At 71.2% G+C, this 24338-nt stretch carries 22 protein-coding genes; 14 read left to right on the forward strand and 8 right to left on the reverse strand.

The genetic code is table 11. From position 1 onward, the window contains the following. Nucleotides 1-13 precede the first annotated feature (13 nt). The 13 genes from ACWCWD_RS06860 (at nt 14) to ACWCWD_RS06920 (ending at nt 14119) form a co-directional block, all read left to right on the forward strand. Nucleotides 14-442: a Rieske (2Fe-2S) protein gene (locus tag ACWCWD_RS06860; RefSeq protein WP_450770741.1), complete on the forward strand. Its 429-nt coding sequence runs from the start codon at nt 14-16 to the stop codon at nt 440-442. A 93-nt stretch (nt 443-535) separates the two neighbouring features. Next, nucleotides 536-2725 carry an excinuclease ABC subunit UvrC gene (gene uvrC, locus ACWCWD_RS06865; RefSeq protein WP_450770743.1) on the forward strand — a complete coding sequence of 730 codons (2190 nt, stop codon included), beginning with the start codon at nt 536-538 and terminating at the stop codon, nt 2723-2725. Continuing rightward, nucleotides 2722-3705, forward strand: a complete 984-nt coding sequence (rapZ, locus tag ACWCWD_RS06870; RefSeq protein ID WP_450770744.1) for an RNase adapter RapZ — start codon at nt 2722-2724, stop codon at nt 3703-3705. Before uvrC ends, rapZ begins: the two co-directional genes overlap by 4 nt. Further along, nucleotides 3702-4736: a gluconeogenesis factor YvcK family protein gene (locus ACWCWD_RS06875; protein WP_390964157.1), complete on the forward strand. Its 1035-nt coding sequence runs from the start codon at nt 3702-3704 to the stop codon at nt 4734-4736. The genes rapZ and ACWCWD_RS06875 overlap by 4 nt, the downstream gene beginning before the upstream one ends. Next, nucleotides 4727-5716 carry a DNA-binding protein WhiA gene (whiA, locus tag ACWCWD_RS06880; protein ID WP_266703180.1) on the forward strand — a complete coding sequence of 330 codons (990 nt, stop codon included), beginning with the start codon at nt 4727-4729 and terminating at the stop codon, nt 5714-5716. Before ACWCWD_RS06875 ends, whiA begins: the two co-directional genes overlap by 10 nt. A gap of 445 nt (nt 5717-6161) precedes the next feature. After that, nucleotides 6162-7172 carry a type I glyceraldehyde-3-phosphate dehydrogenase gene (gap, locus tag ACWCWD_RS06885; protein WP_266703178.1) on the forward strand — a complete coding sequence of 337 codons (1011 nt, stop codon included), beginning with the start codon at nt 6162-6164 and terminating at the stop codon, nt 7170-7172. A 111-nt stretch (nt 7173-7283) separates the two neighbouring features. Beyond that, nucleotides 7284-8495 (forward strand): phosphoglycerate kinase, encoded by a 1212-nt coding sequence (locus ACWCWD_RS06890; RefSeq protein WP_450770747.1) that lies wholly within the window; start codon nt 7284-7286, stop codon nt 8493-8495. Nucleotides 8496-8500: 5 nt separating this feature from the next. Next, on the forward strand, nt 8501-9277 hold the full coding sequence (gene tpiA, locus ACWCWD_RS06895) for a triose-phosphate isomerase (RefSeq protein ID WP_266703174.1): 777 nt from the start codon (nt 8501-8503) through the stop codon (nt 9275-9277). Nucleotides 9278-9430: 153 nt separating this feature from the next. Then, nucleotides 9431-9667, forward strand: a complete 237-nt coding sequence (secG, locus tag ACWCWD_RS06900; protein WP_266703172.1) for a preprotein translocase subunit SecG — start codon at nt 9431-9433, stop codon at nt 9665-9667. A gap of 109 nt (nt 9668-9776) precedes the next feature. Next, nucleotides 9777-10112: an RNA polymerase-binding protein RbpA gene (locus ACWCWD_RS06905; protein WP_266703170.1), complete on the forward strand. Its 336-nt coding sequence runs from the start codon at nt 9777-9779 to the stop codon at nt 10110-10112. A 233-nt stretch (nt 10113-10345) separates the two neighbouring features. Then, nucleotides 10346-11998, forward strand: a complete 1653-nt coding sequence (gene pgi / locus ACWCWD_RS06910) for a glucose-6-phosphate isomerase (protein ID WP_450770748.1) — start codon at nt 10346-10348, stop codon at nt 11996-11998. 4 nt (nt 11999-12002) lie between these two features. Further along, complete coding sequence (locus ACWCWD_RS06915; protein WP_450770749.1) at nt 12003-12506, forward strand: PH domain-containing protein; 504 nt, start codon at nt 12003-12005, stop codon at nt 12504-12506. Continuing rightward, nucleotides 12503-14119 carry a PH domain-containing protein gene (locus ACWCWD_RS06920; RefSeq protein WP_450770750.1) on the forward strand — a complete coding sequence of 539 codons (1617 nt, stop codon included), beginning with the start codon at nt 12503-12505 and terminating at the stop codon, nt 14117-14119. Before ACWCWD_RS06915 ends, ACWCWD_RS06920 begins: the two co-directional genes overlap by 4 nt. On the opposite strand, the gene ACWCWD_RS06925 is transcribed toward ACWCWD_RS06920, so the two are convergent. The 3 genes from ACWCWD_RS06925 to ACWCWD_RS06935 all read right to left on the reverse strand — a co-directional run bounded on the left by ACWCWD_RS06925 (nt 14095) and on the right by ACWCWD_RS06935 (nt 16805). Further along, nucleotides 14095-15411, reverse strand: a complete 1317-nt coding sequence (locus ACWCWD_RS06925) for a phosphodiester glycosidase family protein (RefSeq protein WP_450770751.1) — start codon at nt 15409-15411, stop codon at nt 14095-14097. The genes ACWCWD_RS06920 and ACWCWD_RS06925 overlap by 25 nt on opposite strands. 2 nt (nt 15412-15413) lie before the next feature. Further along, a complete protein-coding gene (locus ACWCWD_RS06930) occupies nt 15414-16124 on the reverse strand; it encodes a peptidase inhibitor family I36 protein (protein ID WP_450770752.1) in 711 nt (236 codons plus the stop codon). Nucleotides 16125-16433: 309 nt separating this feature from the next. Next, complete coding sequence (locus ACWCWD_RS06935; RefSeq protein WP_450770753.1) at nt 16434-16805, reverse strand: VOC family protein; 372 nt, start codon at nt 16803-16805, stop codon at nt 16434-16436. 220 nt (nt 16806-17025) lie between these two features. Between ACWCWD_RS06935 and ACWCWD_RS06940 the strand changes: the two genes are divergently transcribed. Further along, complete coding sequence (locus ACWCWD_RS06940; RefSeq protein ID WP_450770755.1) at nt 17026-17571, forward strand: hypothetical protein; 546 nt, start codon at nt 17026-17028, stop codon at nt 17569-17571. Between the two features lie 113 nt (nt 17572-17684). Here the strand turns inward: ACWCWD_RS06940 and pgl are convergent, their stop codons facing one another. From pgl to tkt, 5 genes are read right to left on the reverse strand one after another with little or no spacing between them, the layout of a single operon-like run. Further along, a complete protein-coding gene (gene pgl, locus ACWCWD_RS06945; RefSeq protein ID WP_450770756.1) occupies nt 17685-18467 on the reverse strand; it encodes a 6-phosphogluconolactonase in 783 nt (260 codons plus the stop codon). Beyond that, entirely contained in the window at nt 18464-19540 is a 1077-nt protein-coding gene (opcA, locus tag ACWCWD_RS06950; protein WP_450770757.1) for a glucose-6-phosphate dehydrogenase assembly protein OpcA, read from the reverse strand. The genes pgl and opcA overlap by 4 nt, the downstream gene beginning before the upstream one ends. Continuing rightward, nucleotides 19537-21069 carry a glucose-6-phosphate dehydrogenase gene (zwf, locus tag ACWCWD_RS06955; RefSeq protein WP_450770759.1) on the reverse strand — a complete coding sequence of 511 codons (1533 nt, stop codon included), beginning with the start codon at nt 21067-21069 and terminating at the stop codon, nt 19537-19539. The genes opcA and zwf overlap by 4 nt, the downstream gene beginning before the upstream one ends. A 5-nt stretch (nt 21070-21074) precedes the next feature. Next, nucleotides 21075-22193 carry a transaldolase gene (tal, locus tag ACWCWD_RS06960; RefSeq protein ID WP_450770760.1) on the reverse strand — a complete coding sequence of 373 codons (1119 nt, stop codon included), beginning with the start codon at nt 22191-22193 and terminating at the stop codon, nt 21075-21077. Between the two features lie 35 nt (nt 22194-22228). Beyond that, complete coding sequence (gene tkt, locus ACWCWD_RS06965; protein WP_450770762.1) at nt 22229-24316, reverse strand: transketolase; 2088 nt, start codon at nt 24314-24316, stop codon at nt 22229-22231. Nucleotides 24317-24338: the final 22 nt, after the last annotated feature.

The following is a 24338-nucleotide window of genomic DNA, read 5'->3' on the forward strand; positions in this document are numbered from 1 at the left end:
CGTGGAGACCGCGATGTCCGGCTCGCCCGCCACCCGCCGCACCGTGCTGAAGGGTGCCGCGCTCGCCGGCGCCGCCGGGCTGGGGGCGGCCGCCTGTTCGACCGAGTCCAAGCTCGGGCACGCCGAGACCCCGACCCCGACCGCGCAGGTGGACCTCGGCGCGGCCGACGCCGTCCCGGTCGGCGGATCGAAGCTCTACACCGAGCAGCGCCTCGTGGTGACCTGCCCCTCGAAGGGGCAGTACAAGGCGTTCAGCGCCCAGTGCACCCACGCGGGCTGCCTCCTGTACAAGGTCGAGGACAACGAGGGCCACTGCCCCTGCCACGGCAGCGTCTTCGACACCACGACCGGCAAGGTCATCCACGGCCCGGCCACCGTGCCGCTGCCCGCCGTCCCGGTCAGCGCGGAGGGCGGCCGGCTCACCGCCGGGCCCGGCGCCTGAACCGCGGGGCCGGGGCGGGGGCGTACCGCACAGCGGACGGCACAGTGCGGACGGCACCCCTGGGTGTCACCGGCCGGAAGTAGGGTGTGAGACATGGCAGACCCCTCCAGCTACCGCCCCAAGCCGGGACAGATCCCCGACTCCCCGGGGGTCTACAAGTTCCGCGACGAGCACCGCCGGGTGATCTACGTCGGCAAGGCGAAGAACCTCCGCCAGCGCCTCGCCAACTACTTCCAGGACCTGGCCGGTCTCCACCCGCGCACCCGCACCATGGTGACCACGGCGGCCTCCGTGGAGTGGACGGTCGTCTCCACCGAGGTCGAGGCGCTGCAGCTGGAGTACACCTGGATCAAGGAGTTCGACCCGCGGTTCAACGTCAAGTACCGCGACGACAAGAGCTACCCGTACCTCGCGGTCACCCTCAACGAGGAGTTCCCCCGGGTCCAGGTCATGCGCGGCGCCAAGAAGAAGGGCGTGCGCTACTTCGGCCCGTACGGCCACGCCTGGGCGATCCGCGAGACCGTCGACCTGATGCTCCGCGTCTTCCCCGTCCGCACCTGCTCCGCCGGGGTCTTCAAGAACGCCGTCCGCACCGGCCGCCCGTGCCTGCTCGGCTACATCGGCAAGTGCTCGGCGCCCTGCGTCGGCCGCGTCAGCCCCCAGGAGCACCGCGAACTCGCCGAAGAATTCTGCGACTTCATGGCCGGCCGCACCGGCGCCCACATGCGCCGCCTGGAGAAGGAGATGATGCTCGCGGCGGAGGACATGGAGTACGAGCGCGCCGCCCGCCTCCGGGACGACATCGGGGCGCTCCGGCGGGCCATGGAGAAGAGCGCGGTGGTGCTCGCCGACGCCACCGACGCGGACCTCATCGCCGTCGCCGAGGACGAGCTGGAGGCGGCCGTCCAGATCTTCCACGTGCGCGGCGGCCGGGTCCGGGGCCAGCGCGGCTGGGTCACCGACAAGGTCGAGGCCGTCGACACCTCCGGCCTCGTCGAGCACGCCCTCCAGCAGCTGTACGGGGAGGAGACCGGCGACTCCGTACCCAAGGAGGTCCTCGTCCCGGCCCTGCCCGAGGACCCCGACGCGGTCTCCGAGTGGCTCGCCCACCGCCGGGGCTCCCAGGTCAGCCTGCGCATCCCGCAGCGCGGCGACAAGAAGGACCTGATGGCCACGGTCCAGCGCAACGCCCAGCAGGCCCTCGGGCTGCACAAGACCAAGCGCGCCTCCGACCTGACCACCCGCTCCCGGGCCCTGGAGGAGATCGCCGAGGCGCTCGGGCTCGACACCGCCCCGCTGCGCATCGAGTGCTACGACATCTCCCATCTCCAGGGCGACGACGTCGTCGCGTCGATGGTCGTCTTCGAGGACGGGCTCGCCCGCAAGAGCGAGTACCGCCGCTTCCAGATCAAGGGGTTCGAGGGCCAGGACGACGTCCGGTCGATGCACGAGGTGATCGGCCGCCGGTTCCGCCGCTACCTCCAGGAGAAGGAGCGCCTGGGGGAGTGGGAGGAGACGCCCGGGGCGGATGCCTCCGAAGCGGGCCCGCACGGAGGCGACACCCCGCAGGACAGCGCCCCGGACGCTCCCCATGCCCCGGACGCCACCGACGCCCCGGACACCACCGAGCCGCAGCCGCGCGAGGACACCGCTCCCGGCGAGGGAACCGGCCTGCGCGAGGGAACCGGCCTGCGCGAGGACACCGCCCCCCGCGAGGACACCGCTCCCCCCGAGGACACCGAGCCGCGTGAGGACGACGGCCGCCCCAAGCGGTTCGCCTACCCGCCGCAGCTCGTCGTGGTCGACGGCGGGCAGCCCCAGGTGGCCGCCGCGAAGCGGGCCCTGGACGAGCTGGGCATCGACGACATCGCCGTCTGCGGTCTCGCCAAGCGCCTCGAAGAGGTCTGGCTGCCCGACGACGACGATCCCGTGGTGCTGCCCCGCTCCAGCGAGGGCCTCTACCTCCTCCAGCGCGTCCGTGACGAGGCCCACCGCTTCGCCATCACCTACCAGCGGGCCAAGCGGGCCAAGCGGGTGCGCAGCAGCCCGCTGGACGGCGTCCCCGGCCTCGGCGAGAGCCGGAAACTCGCCCTGCTCAAGCATTTCGGCTCCGTCAAGAAGCTGCGGCAGGCGACAATCGACGAGATCTGCGAGGTCCAGGGGATAGGCCGCAGGACCGCGGAGTCGGTGGCCGCGGCCCTCGCCACGGCCGCCCCGGCCGCACCCGCCGTGAACACGGCCACAGGAGAGATCATTGACGAGAACGACGGGGGCACGCCATGACCGACCATGACCACCGCCACGCGGAACCCAGCCGACCGGACTCGGACCCGGACCGAACAGACGGAGCAGCACACGTGAGCACGGGCACCACCAACGAGACGGGCGACGTCGTCACGGCGGCCATCCCCGAACTGGTGATCATCTCCGGGATGTCCGGCGCCGGCCGGTCCACCGCCGCGAAGTGTCTGGAGGACCTCGGCTGGTTCGTCGTCGACAACCTCCCGCCCGCCCTGATCCCGACCATGGTCGAACTCGGCGCGCGCTCCCAGGGCAACGTGGCCCGGATCGCCGTCGTCGTGGACGTGCGCGGACGCCGCTTCTTCGACAACCTCCGCGAGTCCCTGGCGGACCTGGAGACCAAGCACGTCACCCGGCGGATCGTCTTCCTGGAGTCCTCGGACGACGCCCTGGTCCGCCGGTTCGAGTCCGTCCGCCGCCCCCACCCCCTCCAGGGCGACGGCCGCATCGTCGACGGCATCGCGGCCGAGCGCGACCTGCTGCGCGAGCTGCGCGGCGACGCCGACCTGGTCATCGACACCTCCAGCCTCAACGTCCACGAGCTGCGCGCCAAGATGGACGCCCAGTTCGCCGGCGACCAGGAGCCGGAGCTGCGCGCCACGGTGATGTCGTTCGGCTACAAGTACGGCCTGCCGGTCGACGCCGACCTCGTGGTCGACTGCCGCTTCCTGCCGAACCCGCACTGGGTGCCCGAGCTGCGCCCCTTCACCGGCCTGAACGAGGAGGTGTCCGCGTACGTCTTCGACCAGCCGGGCGCCAAGGAGTTCCTCAACCAGTACACCGAGCTGCTCCAGCTCGTCGCCGCCGGTTACCGCCGCGAGGGCAAGCGCTACGTGACCATCGCGGTCGGCTGCACGGGCGGCAAGCACCGCTCCGTGGCGATGTCGGAGAAGCTCTCCGCCCGCCTCGCCGCCGAAGGGATCGAGACCGTCCTCGTCCACCGGGACATGGGGCGCGAGTGACCAGCGTCAACCTGCGGCTGCGGAGGCTGAGCCGAGCGGGCTCGCTCCGCTCCGGGCGCAGGCGCGGCGGGCCGCCCAAGGTCGTCGCCCTCGGCGGCGGCCACGGGCTCTCCGCCTCGCTGACCGCGCTGCGCCGGATCACCGGCGATCTGACGGCCGTCGTCACCGTCGCCGACGACGGCGGGTCCAGCGGCCGGCTCCGCGACGAGTTCGGGGTGCTCCCGCCCGGCGACCTCCGCAAGGCCCTCGCGGCGCTCTGCGGGGACGACGACTGGGGGCAGACCTGGGCCAGGGTCACCCAGCACCGCTTCGAGTCCCGGGGCGACCTGCACGGGCACGCGGTCGGCAACCTGCTGATCGTGGCGCTCTGGGAACAGCTCGGCGACCACGTCCAGGCCCTCGACCTGGTCGGCACGCTGCTCGGCGCGCACGGCCGGGTGCTGCCCATGTCCGCCGTACCGCTGGAGCTCCAGGCACAGGTCAGGGGCCACGAACCGGACCGCCCCGACGCGATCGTGACCGTACGCGGCCAGGCGACGGTGGCACTCACCCCGGGCGAGGTGCAGTCCGTGCAGGTGGTCCCGCACGCCCCGCCCGCCGTCCCGGAGGCCGTCGAGGCCGTCCTGGACGCGGACTGGGTGGTGCTCGGACCCGGCTCCTGGTTCTCCTCGGTCATCCCCCATCTGCTGGTCCCGGATCTGCTCGACGCGCTGGTCGCGACGAAGGCCCGCAAGGTGCTCTCGCTGAACCTCGCGCCGCAACCCGGTGAAACAGATGGCTTCTCCCCGCAGCGTCATTTGGAGGTTTTGGGGCGACACGCCCCTAAACTCGCCTTGGACGTGGTGCTGGCCGACGAGGCCGCCGTGCCTGACCGCGAGTCCCTCGCCGATGCCGCGAAGCGGCTGGGTGCCGCAGTGGAGCTGGCACCGGTGGCCTCGCCGGACGGCGTTCCGATTCATGATCCGGAGCTGCTGGCCGCCGCGTACGACCGTATTTTTCGGATGCATGGAAGGATCGGCCCATGGCGATGACGCCAGCGGTGAAGGACGAAATCTCTCGGCTTCCCGTCACCCGGACCTGCTGCAGGAAGGCGGAGGTCTCCGCGATCCTCCGCTTCGCGGGCGGGCTCCACCTGGTGAGCGGCCGGATCGTGATCGAGGCGGAGCTGGACACCGCGATGGCGGCCCGCCGGCTCAAGCGCGACATCCTGGAGATCTTCGGGCACGCCTCGGAGCTGATCGTGATGGCCCCCGGCGGGCTGCGGCGCGGCTCCCGGTACGTCGTACGCGTCGTGGCGGGCGGCGACCAGCTGGCCCGCCAGACCGGTCTCGTGGACGGCCGGGGCCGTCCCATCCGCGGGCTGCCCCCGCAGGTGGTCTCGGGGGCCACCTGCGACGCCGAGGCGGCCTGGCGCGGGGCCTTCCTGGCGCACGGCTCGCTCACCGAGCCGGGCAGGTCGTCCTCGCTGGAGGTCACCTGCCCCGGTCCCGAGGCGGCGCTCGCGCTGGTCGGGGCCGCGCGCCGGCTCTCCATCGCCGCCAAGGCCCGCGAGGTCCGCGGGGTCGACCGCGTGGTGGTCCGCGACGGCGACGCGATCGGCGCCCTGCTGACCCGGCTCGGCGCCCACGAGTCCGTGCTGGCCTGGGAGGAGCGCCGGATGCGGCGCGAGGTCCGGGCGACCGCCAACCGGCTCGCCAACTTCGACGACGCCAACCTCCGCCGCTCCGCCCGCGCCGCCGTGGCCGCCGGAGCCCGCGTGGGCCGCGCCCTGGAGATCCTGGGCGAGGAAGTGCCCGAGCACCTCGCCGCCGCCGGACGGCTGCGCATGGAGCACAAGCAGGCCTCGCTGGAGGAGCTGGGCGCGCTCGCCGATCCGCCGCTGACCAAGGACGCCGTCGCCGGCCGCATCCGCCGGCTGCTGGCGATGGCCGACAAGCGGGCCCAGGACCTCGGCATCCCGGGTACCGAGTCCACCCTCAGCGAGGAGATGGCGGACGGCCTGGTCGGCTGAGACCGGCACAGCGGGCCCCTTTCGTATACGGCCGCCGCCGACGCTCCTTCCACGGAGACGCCGGCGGCGGCTTTTTCGCTGTCCGGAGAAGACACCGGCCGGGGCGTGCGCGGAGCTCGGGGCGGATTGCCCGACGCGGACCGGGGCACGCGGCGGGGTCGGGCGAGGGGCCCGTCATGCCCTGATCGTCCGTGTGTGTACGGGCGTTGGGCACATTTCCATCGCCGCCGGACAGAATCCGGTTTGTGGCCCGAAGGCCGACTGGGGAACGCCCGGTGAGGCGGAGCGCCCAGTTCCTACTGGTCAGTAGGGCTCATCGGGGTGCGTACGAGGGCTCTCGATGTCACCCGCGGGCCACATGAGAGGTAGGGTCGGAGGCGGTCGGGGACATCCCATACAACTCGCCGGCGTCGAAACCCGGCGTACCTAACGAGGAGATCGGTTCGTGACGATCCGCGTAGGCATCAACGGCTTTGGCCGCATCGGTCGTAACTACTTCCGCGCGCTGCTGGAGCAGGGTGCGGACATCGAGATCGTGGCTGTCAACGACCTGGGTGACACTGCGACCACGGCTCACCTGCTGAAGTACGACACCATTCTGGGTCGTCTCAAGGCCGAGGTCAGCCACACCGCCGACACCATCACCGTCGACGGCCACACCATCAAGGTGCTCTCCGAGCGCAACCCGGCCGACATCCCCTGGGGTCAGCTGGGCGTCGACATCGTCATCGAGTCGACCGGCATCTTCACCAAGAAGGCCGACGCCGAGAAGCACATCGCCGGTGGCGCCAAGAAGGTCCTCATCTCGGCTCCGGCCAAGGACGAGGACATCACCATCGTGATGGGCGTCAACCAGGACAAGTACGACGCGGCCAACCACCACGTCATCTCCAACGCCTCCTGCACCACCAACTGTGTGGCGCCGATGGCCAAGGTTCTCGACGAGAACTTCGGCATCGTCAAGGGCCTGATGACGACGGTCCACGCGTACACGAACGACCAGCGCATCCTGGACTTCCCGCACTCGGACCTGCGCCGCGCCCGCGCCGCCGCCGAGAACATCATCCCGACCACGACGGGTGCCGCCAAGGCCACCGCCCTGGTTCTGCCCCAGCTCAAGGGCAAGCTCGACGGCATCGCGATGCGCGTCCCGGTCCCGACCGGTTCCGCCACCGACCTGGTCGTCGAGCTGCAGCGCGAGGTCACCAAGGACGAGGTCAACGCCGCGTTCAAGAAGGCCGCCGACGACGGCGACCTGAAGGGCTACCTGGCGTACACCGAGGACCCGATCGTCTCCTCGGACATCGTCAGCGACCCGGCGTCCTGCACCTTCGACTCCTCCCTGACGATGGTTCAGGAAGGCAAGACGGTGAAGATCCTCGGCTGGTACGACAACGAGTGGGGCTACTCCAACCGCCTCGTCGACCTGACCGTCTTCGTCGGCGGCCAGCTCTGATCCTCGGATCGGCAGGCATCTCGATGTAGTGAGGGGCTCGGACGGCGCGACGTAGCGCCGTCCGGGCCTTCTCGCGTGCTCATCCGTCCTTTCCAAGGAGTCCTGGAACAGATGAAGACGATCGACGAACTTCTCGCCGAAGGGGTCGCCGGCAAGCGGGTATTCGTCCGCGCCGACCTCAACGTGCCGCTCGACGGCACCACCATCACCGACGACGGCCGCATCCGCGCCGTCCAGCCGACCGTCGCCAAGCTCGCCGAGGCCGGCGCGCGGGTCATCGTCGCCTCGCACCTCGGCCGCCCGAAGGGCGCCCCGGACCCGGCGTTCTCGCTGGCTCCCGCCGCCGCCCGGCTCGGTGAACTGCTCGGCACCGAGGTCGCGTTCGCCACCGACACCGTGGGCGAGTCCGCCACGGCCACGGTCGCCGCCCTCACCGACGGCCAGGTCGCCGTCGTCGAGAACCTCCGCTTCAACGCCGGTGAGACGTCCAAGGACGACGCCGAGCGCGGCGCCTTCGCCGACCAGCTCGCCGCCCTCGCCGACGTGTACGTGGGCGACGGCTTCGGCGCGGTGCACCGCAAGCACGCCTCGGTCTTCGACCTCCCGGCCCGGCTGCCGCACTTCGCCGGCTACCTCATCGCCACCGAGGTCGGCGTCCTGAAGAAGCTCACCAGCGACGTCAAGCGCCCCTACGCCGTGGTCCTCGGCGGCGCCAAGGTCTCCGACAAGCTCGGCGTCATCGACCACCTGCTGGAGAAGGCCGACCGCATCCTGATCGGCGGCGGCATGGCGTACACCTTCCTCAAGGCCCAGGGCCACGAGGTCGGCATCTCGCTGCTCCAGGAGGACCAGGTCCCCACGGTGCAGGAGTACCTCAAGCGCGCCGACGAGCGCGGCGTGGAGTTCGTGCTCCCCGTCGACGTCCTCGTCTCCTCCGAGTTCCCGGACCTCAAGACGAAGGCCCCGGCCAACCCCACGGTCGTCGCCTCCGACGCCATCCCGGCGGACCAGGAGGGCCTGGACATCGGCCCCAAGACGCGTGAGCTGTACGCGGCGAAGCTCGCCGACGCGGCCACCGTCTTCTGGAACGGCCCGATGGGCGTCTTCGAGCACCCCGACTACGCCGAGGGCACCCGCGCGGTCGCCCAGGCGCTCGTCGACTCCCCGGCCTTCAGCGTCGTCGGGGGTGGCGACTCCGCCGCCGCCGTCCGCATCCTGGGCTTCGACGAGAACGCCTTCGGCCACATCTCGACCGGCGGCGGCGCCAGCCTCGAATACCTCGAGGGCAAGTCGCTCCCCGGCCTCGCCGCATTGGAGAACTGAGCCAGATGAGCACCCGTACCCCGCTGATGGCGGGCAACTGGAAGATGAACCTCAACCACCTCGAGGCCATCGCCCACGTCCAGAAGCTCGCCTTCGCGCTGGCCGACAAGGACTACGACGCGGTCGAGGTCGCCGTCCTGCCGCCCTTCACCGACCTGCGCTCCGTGCAGACCCTGGTGGACGGCGACAAGCTGAAGATCAAGTACGGCGCCCAGGACATCTCGGCGCAGGACTCCGGTGCGTACACCGGCGAGATCTCCGGCTCCATGCTCGCCAAGCTGAAGTGCGCGTACGTGGCCGTCGGCCACAGCGAGCGCCGCCAGTACCACGGCGAGAACGACGAGATCTGCAACGCCAAGGTGAAGGCCGCCTTCAAGCACGGGCTGACCCCGATCCTCTGCGTCGGCGAGGGCCTGGACATCCGCAAGGCCGGTGACCAGGTCTCCTACACCCTCGCGCAGCTCGACGGCGCCCTCAAGGACGTCCCGGCCGAGCAGGCCGAGTCGATCGTGATCGCGTACGAGCCGGTCTGGGCCATCGGGACCGGCGAGGTCGCCACCCCCGAGGACGCCCAGGAGGTGTGCGGAGCCATCCGCCGCCGTCTCGCCGAGCTGTACTCGCAGGAGCTGGCCGACGCGGTCCGCATCCAGTACGGCGGCTCCGTGAAGTCCGGCAACGTCGCCGCGATCATGGCGCAGCCCGACGTCGACGGCGCCCTCGTCGGCGGTGCGGCGCTGGACGCCGACGAGTTCGTCAAGATCGTCCGCTTCCGCGACCAGTGAGTATGCGCTAGCGCCGATCCGTCGTACCCTTGCGGGGGCCGGGGTGGGTTCCACCCTCGGCCCCCGTTGTGCTTCATACATTGCGTAGAAGTAGTTTTCAGAAGCATTTTTCTCAGAAGCAGTCCAGGAATTTCCGGAAAGTAGGGACCAGCCGTGATTTTGGCGTTCGAGATCGCCCTGATCGTCTTCAGCCTGCTGCTGATGCTGCTGGTGCTGATGCACAAGGGCAAGGGCGGCGGCCTCTCCGACATGTTCGGTGGCGGCATGCAGTCCTCGGTCGGCGGTTCCTCGGTGGCCGAGCGCAACCTCGACCGCATCACCGTGGTCGTCGGCCTGTGCTGGTTCGCGAGCATTGTGGCACTCGGCCTGCTCATCAAGCTGGACAGCTGACGCATCGTCCGCGATTGCCGGTGACCGTGTAACTCCAATCACTGGACGCGCGTTGGGCCTTACGTAGACTGGGGCATCTTCGAGCAGCATCACGCAGGGAGTTACGACCGTGGCAAGTGGCAACGCGATCCGGGGAAGCCGGGTCGGAGCGGGGCCGATGGGGGAGGCCGAGCGGGGCGAGTCCGCACCGCGCCTCCGCATCTCCTTCTGGTGCTCGAACGGGCACGAGACGCAGCCGAGCTTCGCCCATGACGCGCAGGTACCGGAGACCTGGGACTGCCCCCGATGCGGCTTCCCGGCGGGCCAGGACAAGGACAGCCCGCCCGACCCGCCGCGCACGGAACCGTACAAGACGCATCTCGCGTACGTGCGCGAGCGGCGCAGTGACGCGGACGGCGAGGCCATTCTCGCCGAGGCGCTCGCCAAGCTCCGCGGCGAGATCTGAGAACACCCCGCCCGGCTCCCGCCCCTGAAGTCCTTCCGGCGAGAGCCGCCGCTTTTTCGTACCGCCCCGTTCACCGGCCGGCCACCCCCAGGGTGCCGGCCGGAGCGTTTTGTTGCCCGCGGACGCACGATGTCCTTCACGGGGCCATGCCCGCGCGGCACCCGCGACCAGGATCAATTAGGTTGGGGGGTGCAGCGGGGAGCAGGTACGAGAAGAATGGGCTGATACCCGGGATGAATGCACAAAGCCGAACCAAGCTCAACCAGACGCCCGAGTGGGCGGCCCTCGGCAAGCACCGCGAGGAGCTGGGCGCGACCCACCTGCGGGAGCTGTTCGCCGAGAACGCGGACCGCGGCGCCGCCTACACCCTCCGGGTGGGCGACCTGCACATCGACTACTCCAAGCAGCTGGTGACCGACGAGACGCTGCGTCTGCTGCGCGACCTCGCCGCCGCCACCGGAGTCGCCGAGCTGCGGGACGCCATGTTCCGCGGCGACAAGATCAACACCACCGAGGACCGCGCCGTCCTGCACACCGCGCTCCGCGCCCCGCGCGACGCGGTGATCGAGGTGGACGGCGAGAACGTCGTGCCGGCCGTGCACGCGGTCCTGGACAAGATGGCGGGCTTCGCCGACCGGGTCCGCTCCGGCGAGTGGACCGGCCACACCGGCCGCCCCATCAAGAACATCGTCAACATCGGCATCGGCGGCTCCGACCTCGGCCCCGCCATGGCGTACGAGGTGCTGCGCTCCTTCACGGACCGCTCCCTCACCCTCCGGTTCGTCTCCAACGTCGACGGCGCCGACCTCCACGAGGCCGTCCGCGACCTGGACGCCGCCGAGACGCTCTTCATCATCGCCTCGAAGACGTTCACCACCATCGAGACGATCACCAACGCGACCTCCGCCCGCGACTGGCTCCTCACCGAGCTGAAGGCCGGTCAGGACGCCGTCGCCAAGCACTTCGTCGCGCTGTCGACCAACGCCGAGAAGGTGTCGGACTTCGGTATCGACACGGCCAACATGTTCGAGTTCTGGGACTGGGTCGGCGGCCGCTACTCCTACGACTCCGCCATCGGCCTCTCGCTGATGATCGCCGTCGGCCCGGAGCTGTTCCGCGAGATGCTCGACGGCTTCCACCTCGTCGACGAGCACTTCCGCACCGCCCCGGCGGAGCAGAACGCCCCGCTGCTGCTGGGCCTGTTGGGTGTCTGGTACGGCCAGTTCTTCGACGCCCAGGCGCACGCGGTGCTGCCCTACAGCCACTATCTCTCCAAGTTCACCGCCTACTTGCAGCAGCTGGACATGGAGTCCAACGGCAAGTCCGTGGACCGGGAGGGCAATCCGGTCGAGTGGCAGACCGGCCCGGTCGTCTGGGGCACCCCGGGCACCAACGGCCAGCACGCGTACTACCAGCTGATCCACCAGGGCACCAAGGTCATCCCGGCCGACTTCATCGGCTTCGCCGCCCCGGTCGCCGACCTGCTGCCCGGACTCATCGCCCAGCACGACCTGCTGATGGCCAACTTCTTCGCGCAGACCCAGGCGCTCGCCTTCGGTAAGACGCCCGATGAGGTCCGCGCCGAGGGCGTGCCCGAGGAACTGGTCCCGCACAAGACGTTCCAGGGCAACCACCCCACCACGACGATCCTCGCCGAGAAGCTCACCCCCTCGGTCCTCGGCCAGCTCATCGCGCTGTACGAGCACAAGGTGTTCGTCCAGGGTGCGATCTGGAACATCGACTCCTTCGACCAGTGGGGCGTCGAGCTCGGCAAGGTCCTCGCCAAGAAGATCGAGCCGGTTCTCACCGAGGGCACCGGCGGCGAGCAGCTGGACAGCTCCACGGCCTCCCTCGTCGCCACCTACCGGTCGCTGCGCGGTCGCTGAACCGGTGGCCCAGGGTGAGGGGACGCCGCGCCTGAGGCCTCCGGCGCACTCGCTCGACCGGCGAGCCGTCGGCTGGTGGCGCGCCCAGTGGCTGCTGCTCACGGCGGCACCACTGGCCGTGCTCTGCGTCCTCGCCGCCCTCGTCGCCCCGGCCCGGCCGTGGCTGCTGCTCTCCGCGGCGGTCACGGCCGGGCTCGGTGCGTCCTGTGCCGCGTGGCTGCCCCGGTGGTGGTTCCGTACCCACCGCTGGGAGGTCACCGAGGACGCCGTCTACGTCCGCACCGGCCTCTTCCTCCAGGAGTGGCGGATCGCGCCCATGTCGCGCATCCAGACCGTCGACACGGTCCGCGGCCCGCTGGAGCAGCTCTTCGGACTCGCCACGCTCACCGTCACCACCGCCTCCGCCAAGGGGGCGGTACGGATCGCCGGGCTCGGCCACGAACCCGCCGCCGCGCTCGCCGAACGGCTGACCCGCATCACCCGGGACACCCCCGGCGACGCCACATGACGGCCCCGGCCCCGCCCCCGTTCCCGGCTCCGGCTCCGGACACCTCCGACGACGGCTGGCGCCGCCTCGACCCCCGTACCGCCCTGGTCACCGCGGTCCTCACGGCCGGGGTGGTGGTGGGCACCGCCGTTCCGCTGGTCATGGGGTTCCTCGGCCACTTCGGCGCCGCCCGGGCCGGACTCTGGACCGCCGCCGGGGCCGTCCTGCTGACCGGCTGCGCGGCCCTCGTCGACCACGTCCGCTGGCGCCGCACCCGCTACCGGATCGGCCCCGGACACGTCGACCTCCACTCCGGGCTCCTCCTCGTGCGACGCCGTTCGCTCGCCCTCGACCGCGTCCGTACCGTCGACCTCACCGCGCGCCCGCTGCTGCGGGTCCTCGGCCTGGTCACCGTACGGATCGGCACCGGCGAGCACCGGGACGGCGAATCGACCCTGGAGCTCGACCCCGTCACCCGCGCCGAGGGCGAACGGCTGCGACGGCTGCTGCTGGCGCGCGGCGCGGCGGCGGACGGCGGCAGCGGGGAACGCGACGGCGAACTGGCCGTCCTCGACCCCCGCTGGATCCGCTACGCCCCGGTCTCCTTCGTCGCCCCGATGCTCGGCGGTGCGGCGGCCGGCGGGGTGATGCAGCTCAGCGAGTGGGCCGGCGCGCAGGGCGACGTCATCCACTGGACCGTCGAACTCTTCCGCGCCCTCCCGCTGTTCTGGACGCTCGCGGTCCTCTTCGCGGCGGCGCTCCTCACCGGGGCGGCCGGAGCCCTCGGACTCTGGACCGAGATGTGGTGGAACTACCGCCTGGAGCGCGAACCGGGCGGCACCCTCAGAGTCCGCCGCGGGCTGCTGACCTCCCGCTCCACCACCGTCGAGGAGGCCCGGCTGCGCGGCGCCGAGCTGGTGGAACCCCTGGGTGTACGGCTCTTCGGCGCCGCCCGGGTGGACGCGATCACCACCGGTCTCGCGCACGACGAGGAGGCGAAGGAGGCCAGCCACAGCACCCTGCTGCCCGCCGTGCCCCGCCCGGTGGCGGACCGGATCGTCGCGGCCGTGCTCCGCGAGGGGGCCGCCCCGACCGCCGCTCCCCTCACCGGCCACCCGCGTGCCGCCCGGGGCCGCCGGCTGCGGCGGGCCCTCGCGGTGGCGCTGGCCCCGGTGGTACTCCTGGCCGGGCTCGGGGCCCTGCTGACGCCCGTCCTGCTGTGGACCGCGCTGGGCTGCGCGGCGGTCGGCGTACCGCTCGCGGTGGCGCTCGCCCTGGACGCGTACCGGAATCTCGGCCACGCCCTGACCGGCCGCCACCTGGTCACCCGCTCCGGCACCGTACGGCGCTCGACGGCGGCCCTGGAGCGGTCCGGGGTGATCGGCTGGACGGTGCGGCAGTCGTACTTCCAGCGGCGGGCGGGGCTGCTGGACATCACGGCCACCACGGCCGCCGGAACGGGCGCCTACGCGGTGTACGACACCGGGGCGGGCGAGGGACTCACCTTTGCCGCCGAGGCCGTACCGGGGCTGCTGGCGCCGTTCCTGGAGTGGGAGGAGACGCCTTCGCGGCGGGTCCCCTCCCGAGCCCGGGAGGGGCGCCGCGCTCCTCAGGACGTGGCGTACAGGCCGTAACCCCCGAAGCCGATGTACACGCTGTCGGCCACGGCGCGCTCGCCGGCCGTGTCGGACGGCCGGTTGCGGACCGTCTGCTCCACGACCAGGGTGGTCGACCCGCCGCCGTCGAGGTTGAGGGCGTCCACGGCTCCCAGATCCAGCAGGATCGAGGCGAGGCCGTCGAGGATGACGCCGTTGCGGCCCGCCTTGCCCGTCACCGCGACGAACAGGGTCCGGCCCGGGCCGTCGACCGCTATCGCCGTGCGAGGCGCCACGTCGACGTTGGCTCCGGTGTACGCGTACTGGGCGTCCCGCACGAGCGGGTAGTGGCCGTTCACCAGGTCCACGGAGGCGTCGAGCGGGATGTCGTCGCCGAAGCGCTCGTCCCGCAGGCTCTCCTGGACGGTCAGCGCCGTCCCCGGCGCGGCGTGGGCGCGCAGCCAGTCGGCTCCCGTCCCCGTGCCCTGGAGCACCCGGCCGCCCGCCGGTACGGTCGTGCCGCCCCGGCCGGAGGGGTTGAGGCTCAGGACCGTGCCGCCGGGACCGACGACCGCCTCGGCGCCGGGGTCGTCGTCCTCGGTGAACCGGGCGTCCCCGTCGGGCAGCGGGGTCGGCGCCCCGTACTGCGGGGTGAACTCCACGATCTCGGAGGCGTCGGCGAAGATGCCGCCGCCGATCGAACGGTCCGCCGTCGCCCCGGAGCCCTGGGCGCATCCCGGCATCCAGCCCGGGTGCCGGTTGACGCCGTCCAGCGGCTCGGCGGCCACGCCCGGCGCGGTCACCGTCAGATGGGTGGTGAACTGCGACATGTACGGCCGGCCGTGCTGGATCAGCACCGCCTCGGCCCGGTCGGGCACCGCGCAGGAGGCGCTCTGCACCACGCCCTCCTGGACCGACACGCCCATGAACGCCAGGGTGTCCCCCTGCTTCGTCCAGAAGCCGCCGTTGATTCCGGCGTGCGGCCGTCGCGCGGCCACCGTGGTCGATGAGGCGAGCATCCCGGTGGTCGGCTCGGCGAGCGCCCCGCCCACGCCGGCGGTGCTCTCGACCGTCAGGGGAGCCGCGTCCGGGTCCGCCCGCAGAACCTGCACGAGCCGGTCGTCGTCGGGGTTCGCCCAGGTCATGAGGGTGAGGCCCGGTCCGACCTCCTCCACCGTCCTGGTGTAGCCGGGGCTCGTGATCAGCGAGGTCGCGGTGGGGTCGTCGGCGCGGGCGGCCGAGGCGGGCAGCAGACCCGCCGCCAGCAGACCGGCGGCGAACAGGGTCGCGCCGCGTCGGAGCGGCCGTGCCGCGAGGAGAGGTGTGTCCATGGTCAGCATCCCGAGGTTCCGGCGACGAACTTGTGCGAACTGAAGGTGGGCGCGTAGGGGGTGGGGATCGTGGTGCTCCTGCCGGACAGGACGACGTACGCCTTGTAGTCCCGGCCGTCGACCGTCCACGTGCTGGTCCAGTCGGGCGCGCGGTAGAAGCAGACGTGCAGGCCGGTGCGGTTCCAGACCGACCGCACCTGGTTGTCCCACGCGGTCCCGTACTCCGCGTCGTCCGCCGTGGACACGGTCGCCACGCCCCGGCCGCTCGGCTCCTGGAACAGGCACAGCTTGCCGTCGGGGCAGCGCTCGAACCCGGTCCAGCAACCGGCCTTCGACTTCGCGGTCTTGTGCGAGCTCACCTTGCCGGTGAGGTCGACGGAGGCGAGCGACAGGTTGCCCCGGAAGCCCGGCCGCAGCGCCTGGACCGCGCCGCCGTACGAAGCTCCCTCGTACACGCACGCCCAGTAGGCGGAGTTGTTCCACGCGGAGACCGCCCGGTCGTCCTGACCGGCGGGGTACGTCTGCGTGTCGTCCGTGTGCCCGGTGGCCCAGGCGGCGCCCGCGCCGTCGGCGGCGTCGTACAGGCAGAACTGCCCGGTGGCGCACTCCTGCCAGCCGTCCGCCCCGGCGGGCTCTGCCCGGTAGGTGACCAACGCCCCGAATCCGGCGAGGAGAAGGGCGAGGAGCATGCCTCGTATCAGTGTTGTTTTCACCGCGCGATCGTGCCAGAGGCGCACCGGACCGGAGTGGGACGGGTGCGGGCGACGACCGGGTGGCCCCGCGCACGTGCCGTCGGTGCGTCCGGATCGGACTGCCCGTCATGTGCCGCTCGACGTAAGGGGCTTCCGCGTCTCCGGCCGGGGCCATTTCGTGCGCGTGCACAACCGGATGCGTGTCGAGCAGGCCCACTTCGCTCTCGCCGAAGTCGTGGCCGGTACGCACGACGACGCCCTTCCTGACCGTGTGAGCGGGCAGCCCGGGGAGCCGGTGCAGCCGCCGGTCGCGGCGAGGCGGGCGTCGCCTCAGCCGTAGGTCGTGTCGATCACGCAGAAGCGGTTGCCCTCGGTGTCGGCGAGCACGACGAAGTCCGGGTCCGGCGGGTAGTGGGGCCAGTCCACTGGGGAGGCGCCGAGGCCGAGCAGGCGGGCCACCTCGCCCTTTTGGTCCTCGGTGTAGACGTCGAGGTGGACGCGCGGCACCTCCTGGACGGGGCTGTCCGGGCCGCTCAGTCCGAGGGCGAGGCCGACGCCGTGGCCCTCGGCCGGGACCAGGACCACCCAGTCCTCCTCCGCGGGTTCGCGCTCCACGTAGGCGAGCGCGGCCTTCCAGAACGCCGTGGCCCGACGGACGTCGGACGCTCCCATCACCACGGTGCCGATGCGTGTCGTCGTCATGCGGGCCAGCCTGTCACGCCCGTGGAGAGGGAGAGGTCCCCTCTGTATCGTCACCCGTGTCCGAGAGGGGGACGGGGCCCCGACGCGTTGCCCCGCCCCGTACACGCCGAGAGGCGTGGTGAGGGCCGGGCGGCGGGCCCAAGACCGCGCCTGTGGACCGGTTTTGGGCGCGGAACCCCAGCAACTCCCCGTTCTCCAAGAGCTGATGGAAGGGCGCGACATGATCCCGATGGACCCGATCCGGGCGCTCCTGCTGGAACACGACGATCCCGGCAACCTGGAACGCCCCGCGGACTTCGACCCGAAGGCGTCGGTGAACAGCTTCAGCCTGCTGGTGAGCGCCTTCGAGGAACGATTCGGCCCGTCCTGCTCGTCCGGCCTGGGCCAGGACGCCAGTTTCCTCGGCGTCATCGACGTTCCCGCGGACGCGACGGGCCTCGGCCTGCCCCTGCACGCCATGATGAGCAACTTCGGCGGCCACTTCGTCACCGCCCGAGTCGTGGACGACGAGGGCTTCCCGGGCGGCGGGGACGGGCTGACCGAGGAGCTCACGACGTGGCTCGACGGCGTCTGCGCGGCGATGGGCTGCACCTTCGTCCCGGCCGAACTGCTCCGTGAGCCGTACGAGGGACCGTCGCGCCTGCCGGCCGCGGCGGACGTGGAGCTGGCGGCGGTGCTCGTGGCCGCGGGCGTGGCCGAAGCGGAGGAGAGCGACGAGGACTTGGGGAAGGCGGACTGGTACGACCGGTACTTCGAGTACATGTGAGGCGTCCGAGCTTCGTCCCTCACGCCTGTCCGGAGGCCCGCGACGGCGAAAGGCCCGGTTCCCGCTCGGCATGAGCGGGAACCGGGCCTTTACGCACCACGGGTGACGGTCTCTCAGGAAGAGGCCGGCGGGTAGAGCTCGCGGGGCAGCTGGGAGGCCGCCGCCGCGTCGAGCAGCCAGAGCGTCCGGGCGCGGCCGTACGCGCCGGCCGCCGGGGCCTGGATCTCCCCGGCACCGGACAGGGCGATGGCCGCGGCCTCCGCCTTGTCCTCGCCCGCCGCGAGCAGCCACACCTCGCGCGCCGCCCGGATGGCCGGGAGCGTGAGGGTGACCCGGGTGGGCGGCGGCTTGGGGGCGCCGTGCACACCGACGACGGTGCGCTCGGTCTCCCGTACCGCGGGCAGCTCCGGGAAGAGCGAGGCGACATGGGTGTCCGGTCCGACGCCCAGCATCAGCACGTCGAACGTCGGAACGGGCCCGTGGTCTTCCGGGCGTGCGGCGGCCGCGAGTTCGGCGGCGTAACCCGCGGCGGCCGCGTCCACGTCGTTCCCGAACGGACCGTCCGACGCCGGCATCGGGTGCACCCGTGCCGGGTCCAGGGCGACCGCGTCCAGCAGAGCCTCACGGGCCTGCGTGACGTTGCGCTCCGGGTCGCCGTCCGGCTCGAACCGCTCGTCGCCCCACCACAGGTCGAGCCGCGACCAGTCGATCGCGTCCCGGGCGGGCGCGGCGGCGAGCGCGGCCAGCAGGCCGTTGCCGTTGCGCCCGCCGGTCAGCACCACCGAGGCGTATCCACGAGCGGTCTGGGCGTCCACGATCTTCGTGATCAGCCGGGCCGCCGTGGCCTGCGCCATCAGCTCCTTGTCGCGGTGCACGACCAGTTGAGGGGCACTCACTTGGACGCCGCCTTCTTGGCCGGGGCGGCCTTCTTCGCGGGGGCGGCCTTCGGCTTCTCAGCGTCCGGTGCCTCCTCCGCAGCCGCTTCCGGAGCGTCCGCGGCTTCCGGCGCGGGTACGGCGGAAGCGGCCGCGGCGACCTCGCCGGGACCGCTCAGCTTGTCGACGCCGACCTTCACCGTGGTGGCGTAGGTGTTGTCCGGGTCGAGGCGCCGCAGCTCCTCCGCCAGCAGCTCGGCCGTGTCGCGCCGCTTGAGCGCCACGCCGCGGTCGGGCTGACCGGTCATCGAGAGGGTGGCCAGCGAGCCGTCCGCACGGTCGAGAACGATCGGGCCGTTCTTCGTCTCCATGCGGACCGCGGTCAGACCGGGGCCCTGCGAGAACGTGCGCCCCACCGGGACATTGAGCCGGTCCGTGAGCCACATGGCGAGCAGCTCGCAGCTCGGGTTGTCCTTCTCGCCCTCGACGGTCGCCGAGACGACCTCGGCGGACTGCTGGTCCAGCGCGGCGGCCAGCATCGAACGCCACGGCGTGATGCGGGTCCACGTCAGGTCCGTGTCGCCGGGCTCGTACGTCGCCGCGCGGACGGCCAGCTCGTCGAGCGGGTGCTCGGCGGAGTAGGCGTCCGTGATGCGGCGCTGGGCGAGCGCGCCGAGCGGGTCCTTCGCCGGGTCGGCGGGGGCGTCCTCGGCCCACCACACCACGACCGGGGCGTCCGGCAGCAGCAGCGGCAGGACCACCGACTGGGCGTGGTTGGCGAGTTCGCCGTGGAGCCGCAGGACGACCGTCTCACCGGTGCCCGAGTCGGAACCGACCCGGATCTCGGCGTCGAGACGCGCGTCGCGACGGCTGCGCGGCGAGCGGCTGACCCGCTTGATCACCGCGATGATCCGCGAGGGGTGCTCGCGGGAGGAGTCGCTCGCCGCCTTGAGGGCGTCGTAGGCGTTCTCCTCGTCCGTGACGACGACCAGCGTGAGCACCATGCCGATGGCCGGGGTGCCGATGGCACGGCGGGCCGAGATGAGTGCGTTGTTGATCTTGCTGGACGTGGTTTCCGTAAGGTCGATCTTCATGGCCGGCGCCAGCTCCGTCCGTCGCGTGCGAGCATCTCGTCAGCCTCGGCCGGACCCCAGGTACCGGCCGCGTACTGAGCGGGCTTGCCGTTCTTTTCCCAGTACTCCTCGATCGGGTCGAGGATGTTCCAGGAGAGCTCGACCTCCTGGTGGCGGGGAAAGAGGTTGGCGTCGCCGAGCAGCACATCGAGGATGAGCCGCTCGTACGCCTCCGGGCTGGACTCGGTGAAGGACTCGCCGTAGGCGAAGTCCATCGTGACGTCCCGGACCTCCATGGAGGTGCCCGGCACCTTCGAGCCGAACCGCACCGTCACGCCCTCGTCCGGCTGGACGCGGATGACCAGGGCGTTGCCGCCCAGCTCCTCCGTGGCGCCGGACTCGAACGGCAGGTACGGGGCGCGCTTGAAGACGACCGCGATCTCCGTGACCCGGCGGCCGAGCCGCTTTCCGGTACGGAGGTAGAACGGGACGCCCGCCCAGCGGCGGTTGTTGACCGTCAGCTTGATCGCCGCGAAGGTGTCGGTCGTCGACGAGGGGTCGATACCGTCCTCTTCGAGGTAGCCGAGGACTTCCTCGCCGCCCTGCCAGGCGTGGCTGTACTGACCGCGCACCGTGTGCTTGCCCAGGTCCTCGGGCAGCTCGACGGCGGTGAGCACCTTGAGCTTCTCGGCGACCAGAGCCTTCGGGTGGAAGGAGCCGGGCTCCTCCATCGCGGTCAGCGCCAGCAGCTGGAGCAAGTGGTTCTGGATGACGTCACGGGCGGCGCCGATGCCGTCGTAGTACCCGGCGCGGCCGCCGATGCCGATGTCCTCGGCCATCGTGATCTGGACGTGGTCGACGTACGACCGGTTCCAGATCGGCTCGAACATCGTGTTGGCGAACCGCAGCGCCAGGATGTTCTGAACCGTCTCCTTGCCCAGGTAGTGGTCGATACGGAAGACCTCGTTGGGCGGGAACACGTCGTGCACGAGCTGGTTCAGCTCCTGCGCGCTCTCCAGGTCGTGACCGAACGGCTTCTCGATGACGGCACGGCGCCAGGCGCCCTCCGTCTGCTCCGCGAGACCGTGCTTCTTGAGCTGCTCGACGACCTTGGGGAAGAACTTCGGCGGCACGGACAGGTAGAAGGCGAAGTTGCCTCCGGTGCCCTGCGCCTTGTTGAGCTCGTCGATCGTCTCCTTGAGAGTCTCGAACGCCTCGTCGTCGTCGAAGTTGCCGGGCACGAACCGCATGCCCTGGCTCAGCTGCTGCCAGACCTCCTCGCGGAAGGGGGTGCGGGAGTGCTCGGCGACGGCGTCGTGGACGACCTGCGCGAAGTCCTCGTCCTCCCAGTCGCGGCGCGCGAAGCCGATGAGCGAGAAGCCCGGCGGCAGCAGGCCGCGATTGGCCAGGTCGTAAACGGCGGGCATGAGCTTTTTTCTGGACAAATCGCCCGTGACACCGAAGATGACCAGGCCCGACGGCCCCGCGATGCGCGGGAGCCGTCGGTCCTGGGGGTCACGAAGCGGGTTTGCTCCGGGAACACCAGACAAAGTGGTCAGCCCTCCGAAGGAGCGAGGCGCGCGAGCTCCGCCTCGGTCGACTTGAGCAGGTCGTTCCAGGCGGCCTCGAACTTGTCGACGCCCTCGGACTCCAGCAGCGCCACGACCTCGTCGTAGCTCACACCGAGCTTCTTGACGGCGTCGAGGTCGGCACGCGCCTGGTCGTAGCCACCGGTGATGGTGTCGCCGGTGATCTGACCGTGGTCGGCCGCGGCCTCCAGGGTCGCCTCCGGCATGGTGTTGACCGTGTTCGGCGCGACGAGCTCGTCGACGTACAGGGTGTCCTTGAGGGACGGGTCCTTGACGCCGGTGGAGGCCCACAGCGGACGCTGCTTGTTGGCCTGCGCCTTGTCGAGCGCGGCCCAGCGGTCGGAGGAGAAGAGCTCCTCGTACGCCTCGTACGCCAGACGGGCGTTGGCGAGGGCGGCCTTGCTCTTCGCGGCCTTGGCCTCGTCGGTGCCGACGGCGTCCAGGCGCTTGTCGATCTCGGCGTCCACACGGGACACGAAGAAGGAGGCGACCGAGTGGATCTTCGACAGGTCCAGGCCCGCGGCCTTCGCCTGCTCCAGACCCGTGATGTACGCGTCGACGACCTCGCGGTAGCGCTCCAGCGAGAAGATCAGCGTCACGTTGACGCTGATGCCCTTCGCGATGACCTCGGTGATCGCCGGCAGACCGGCCTTCGTCGCCGGGATCTTGATGAGCGTGTTCGGCCGGTCGACCAGCCAGGCCAGCTGCTTGGCCTCGGCGACGGTCGGCGCGGTGTGGTGGGCCAGACGCGGGTCGACCTCGATCGAGACCCGGCCGTCCTGGCCGTCGGTGGCGTCGAAGACCGGGCGCAGGATGTCGGCGGCGTCACGGACGTCGGCCGTCGTGATCATGCGGATGGCTTCCTCGACGGTCACCTTGCGCGAGGCGAGGTCCGCGAGCTGCTGCTCGTAACCGTCGCCCGAGGAGATCGCCTTCTGGAAGATCGACGGGTTGGTGGTGACACCGACGACGTGGCTCTGGTCGATCAGCTCGGCGAGGTTGCCGGAGGTGATGCGCTTGCGGGACAGGTCGTCGAGCCAGATCGCGACGCCTTCGTCGGAAAGGCGCTTGAGTGCGTCCGTCATGAAAATTACATCTCCTACTAGATCGTATGTACGCGTCAGCGCGCGACGGCGTCGAGAGATTCCCGGGCGGCGGCGACCACGTGCTCGGGGGTGAACCCGAACTCGCGGAACAGCACCTTCGCGTCGGCCGAGGCACCGAAGTGCTCCAGCGACACGATGCGGCCCGCGTCACCCACGTACCGGTACCAGGTCAGGCCGATGCCCGCCTCGACGGCGACCCGGGCCTTCACGGCCTTCGGCAGGACGCTCTCGCGGTACTCCGGGGTCTGCTCCTCGAACCACTCGACGCACGGCATCGAGACGACCCGGGTCGGCACACCGGCCGCCTGGAGCTGCTCGCGCGCCTCGACGGCGAGGTGGACCTCGGAACCGGTGCCGATGAGGACGACCTGCGGCTCGCCGCCGTCGGCCTCGAACAGCACGTAGCCGCCCTTGGCGGCGTCGTCGTTCGCCTCGTACGTCGGCACGCCCTGGCGGGTGAGCGCCAGACCGTGCGGGGCACCCTTGCCGAAGACCTTGGTCCAGCGGCGCTGGATCTCGCGCCAGGCGATGGCGGTCTCGTTGGCGTCGGCCGGGCGCACGACGTTCAGGCCCGGGATGGCGCGCAGCGACGCGACGTGCTCGACCGGCTGGTGCGTCGGGCCGTCCTCGCCCAGACCGATGGAGTCGTGGGTCCAGACGTACGTCACCGGCAGGTGCATCAGCGCGGACAGGCGGACGGCGTTGCGCATGTAGTCGGAGAACACCAGGAAGGTGCCGCCGTAGATGCGGGTGTTGCCGTGCAGCGCGATGCCGTTCATCTCCGCGGCCATGGAGTGCTCGCGGATACCGAAGTGGATCGTGCGGCCGTACGGGTTCGCCTCGGGCAGCGGGTTGCCGACCGGGAGGAACGACGACGACTTGTCGATCGTGGTGTTGTTCGAGCCGGCGAGGTCGGCGGAGCCGCCCCACAGCTCGGGGATGACCTCACCGAGGGCCTGGAGCACCTTGCCGGACGCGGCGCGGGTGGCGATGGAGGTGCCGGCCTCGAAGACGGGGAGCTTCTCCTCCCAGCCCTCGGGCAGCTCGCCCGCGTTGATCCGGTCGAACTCGGCGGCGCGCTCCGGGTTGGCGGTGCGCCAGGCGGCGAAGGACTTCTCCCACTCGGCCTTGGCGTCGCGGCCGCGGTCCAGCGCCTCACGGGTGTGCGAGAGGACCTCGTCGGAGACCTCGAAGGTCTTCTCCGGGTCGAAGCCGAGGACCCGCTTGGTCGCGGCGATCTCGTCGTTGCCCAGCGCCGAGCCGTGCGCGGCCTCGGTGTTCTGGGCGTTCGGGGCGGGCCAGGCGATGATCGAGCGGGCCGCGATGAACGACGGACGCCCGGTCTCGGCCTTGGCCGCCTGCAGCGCCTCGTACAGACCCGCCGGGTCCAGGTCGCCGTTGGGGAGCTGCTCCACGCGCTGGACGTGCCAGCCGTACGCCTCGTACCGCTTCAGGGTGTCCTCGGAGACCGCGGTCTCCGTGTCGCCCTCGATCGAGATGTGGTTGTCGTCCCAGAGCAGGATCAGGTTGCCGAGCTTCTGGTGCCCGGCCATCGAGGACGCCTCGGCGGAGATGCCCTCCTGGAGGCAGCCGTCGCCGGCGATGACCCAGACGTTGTGGTCGAACGGCGAGGTGCCGGGCGCCGCCTCGGGGTCGAACAGGCCGCGCTCGTAGCGGGCGGCCATGGCCATGCCCACGGCGTTGGCGACACCCTGGCCCAGCGGGCCCGTGGTGGTCTCGACGCCCGTGGTGTGGCCGTACTCCGGGTGGCCCGGGGTCTTCGAACCCCAGGTGCGGAAGGACTTCAGGTCGTCCAGCTCCAGGCCGTAACCGGCCAGGTACAGCTGGATGTACAGGGTCAGGCTGGAGTGGCCCGCGGACAGCACGAAACGGTCGCGGCCCGTCCAGTCGGCGTCCGCGGGGTCGTGCCGCATCACCTTCTGGAAGAGGGTGTACGCGGCCGGAGCCAGGCTCATCGCCGTGCCCGGGTGGCCGTTTCCGACCTTCTGTACGGCGTCGGCTGCGAGAACGCGGACAGTGTCCACGGCCCGCTGGTCCAATTCGGTCCACTGAAGGTCTGTGGTGGTCGGCTTGGTGCTCACCCTGAGTCAGGGCTCCTCTCCA

It is taken from the genome of Streptomyces sp. NPDC001493 (genome assembly GCF_053597235.1).

Coding starts and splice junctions, on each gene's coding strand:
- opcA (WP_450770757.1), bottom strand. CDS start 19,540: ATGAAGATCGACCTTACGGAAACCACGTCCAGCAAGATCAACAACGCA.
- tal (WP_450770760.1), bottom strand. CDS start 22,193: ATGACGGACGCACTCAAGCGCCTTTCCGACGAAGGCGTCGCGATCTGG.
- uvrC (WP_450770743.1), top strand. CDS start 536: ATGGCAGACCCCTCCAGCTACCGCCCCAAGCCGGGACAGATCCCCGAC.
- ACWCWD_RS06935 (WP_450770753.1), bottom strand. CDS start 16,805: ATGACGACGACACGCATCGGCACCGTGGTGATGGGAGCGTCCGACGTC.
- ACWCWD_RS06890 (WP_450770747.1), top strand. CDS start 7,284: ATGAAGACGATCGACGAACTTCTCGCCGAAGGGGTCGCCGGCAAGCGG.
- pgi (WP_450770748.1), top strand. CDS start 10,346: ATGAATGCACAAAGCCGAACCAAGCTCAACCAGACGCCCGAGTGGGCG.
- ACWCWD_RS06860 (WP_450770741.1), top strand. CDS start 14: ATGTCCGGCTCGCCCGCCACCCGCCGCACCGTGCTGAAGGGTGCCGCG.
- rapZ (WP_450770744.1), top strand. CDS start 2,722: ATGACCGACCATGACCACCGCCACGCGGAACCCAGCCGACCGGACTCG.
- ACWCWD_RS06940 (WP_450770755.1), top strand. CDS start 17,026: ATGATCCCGATGGACCCGATCCGGGCGCTCCTGCTGGAACACGACGAT.
- ACWCWD_RS06925 (WP_450770751.1), bottom strand. CDS start 15,411: ATGGACACACCTCTCCTCGCGGCACGGCCGCTCCGACGCGGCGCGACC.
- ACWCWD_RS06920 (WP_450770750.1), top strand. CDS start 12,503: ATGACGGCCCCGGCCCCGCCCCCGTTCCCGGCTCCGGCTCCGGACACC.
- tpiA (WP_266703174.1), top strand. CDS start 8,501: ATGAGCACCCGTACCCCGCTGATGGCGGGCAACTGGAAGATGAACCTC.
- whiA (WP_266703180.1), top strand. CDS start 4,727: ATGGCGATGACGCCAGCGGTGAAGGACGAAATCTCTCGGCTTCCCGTC.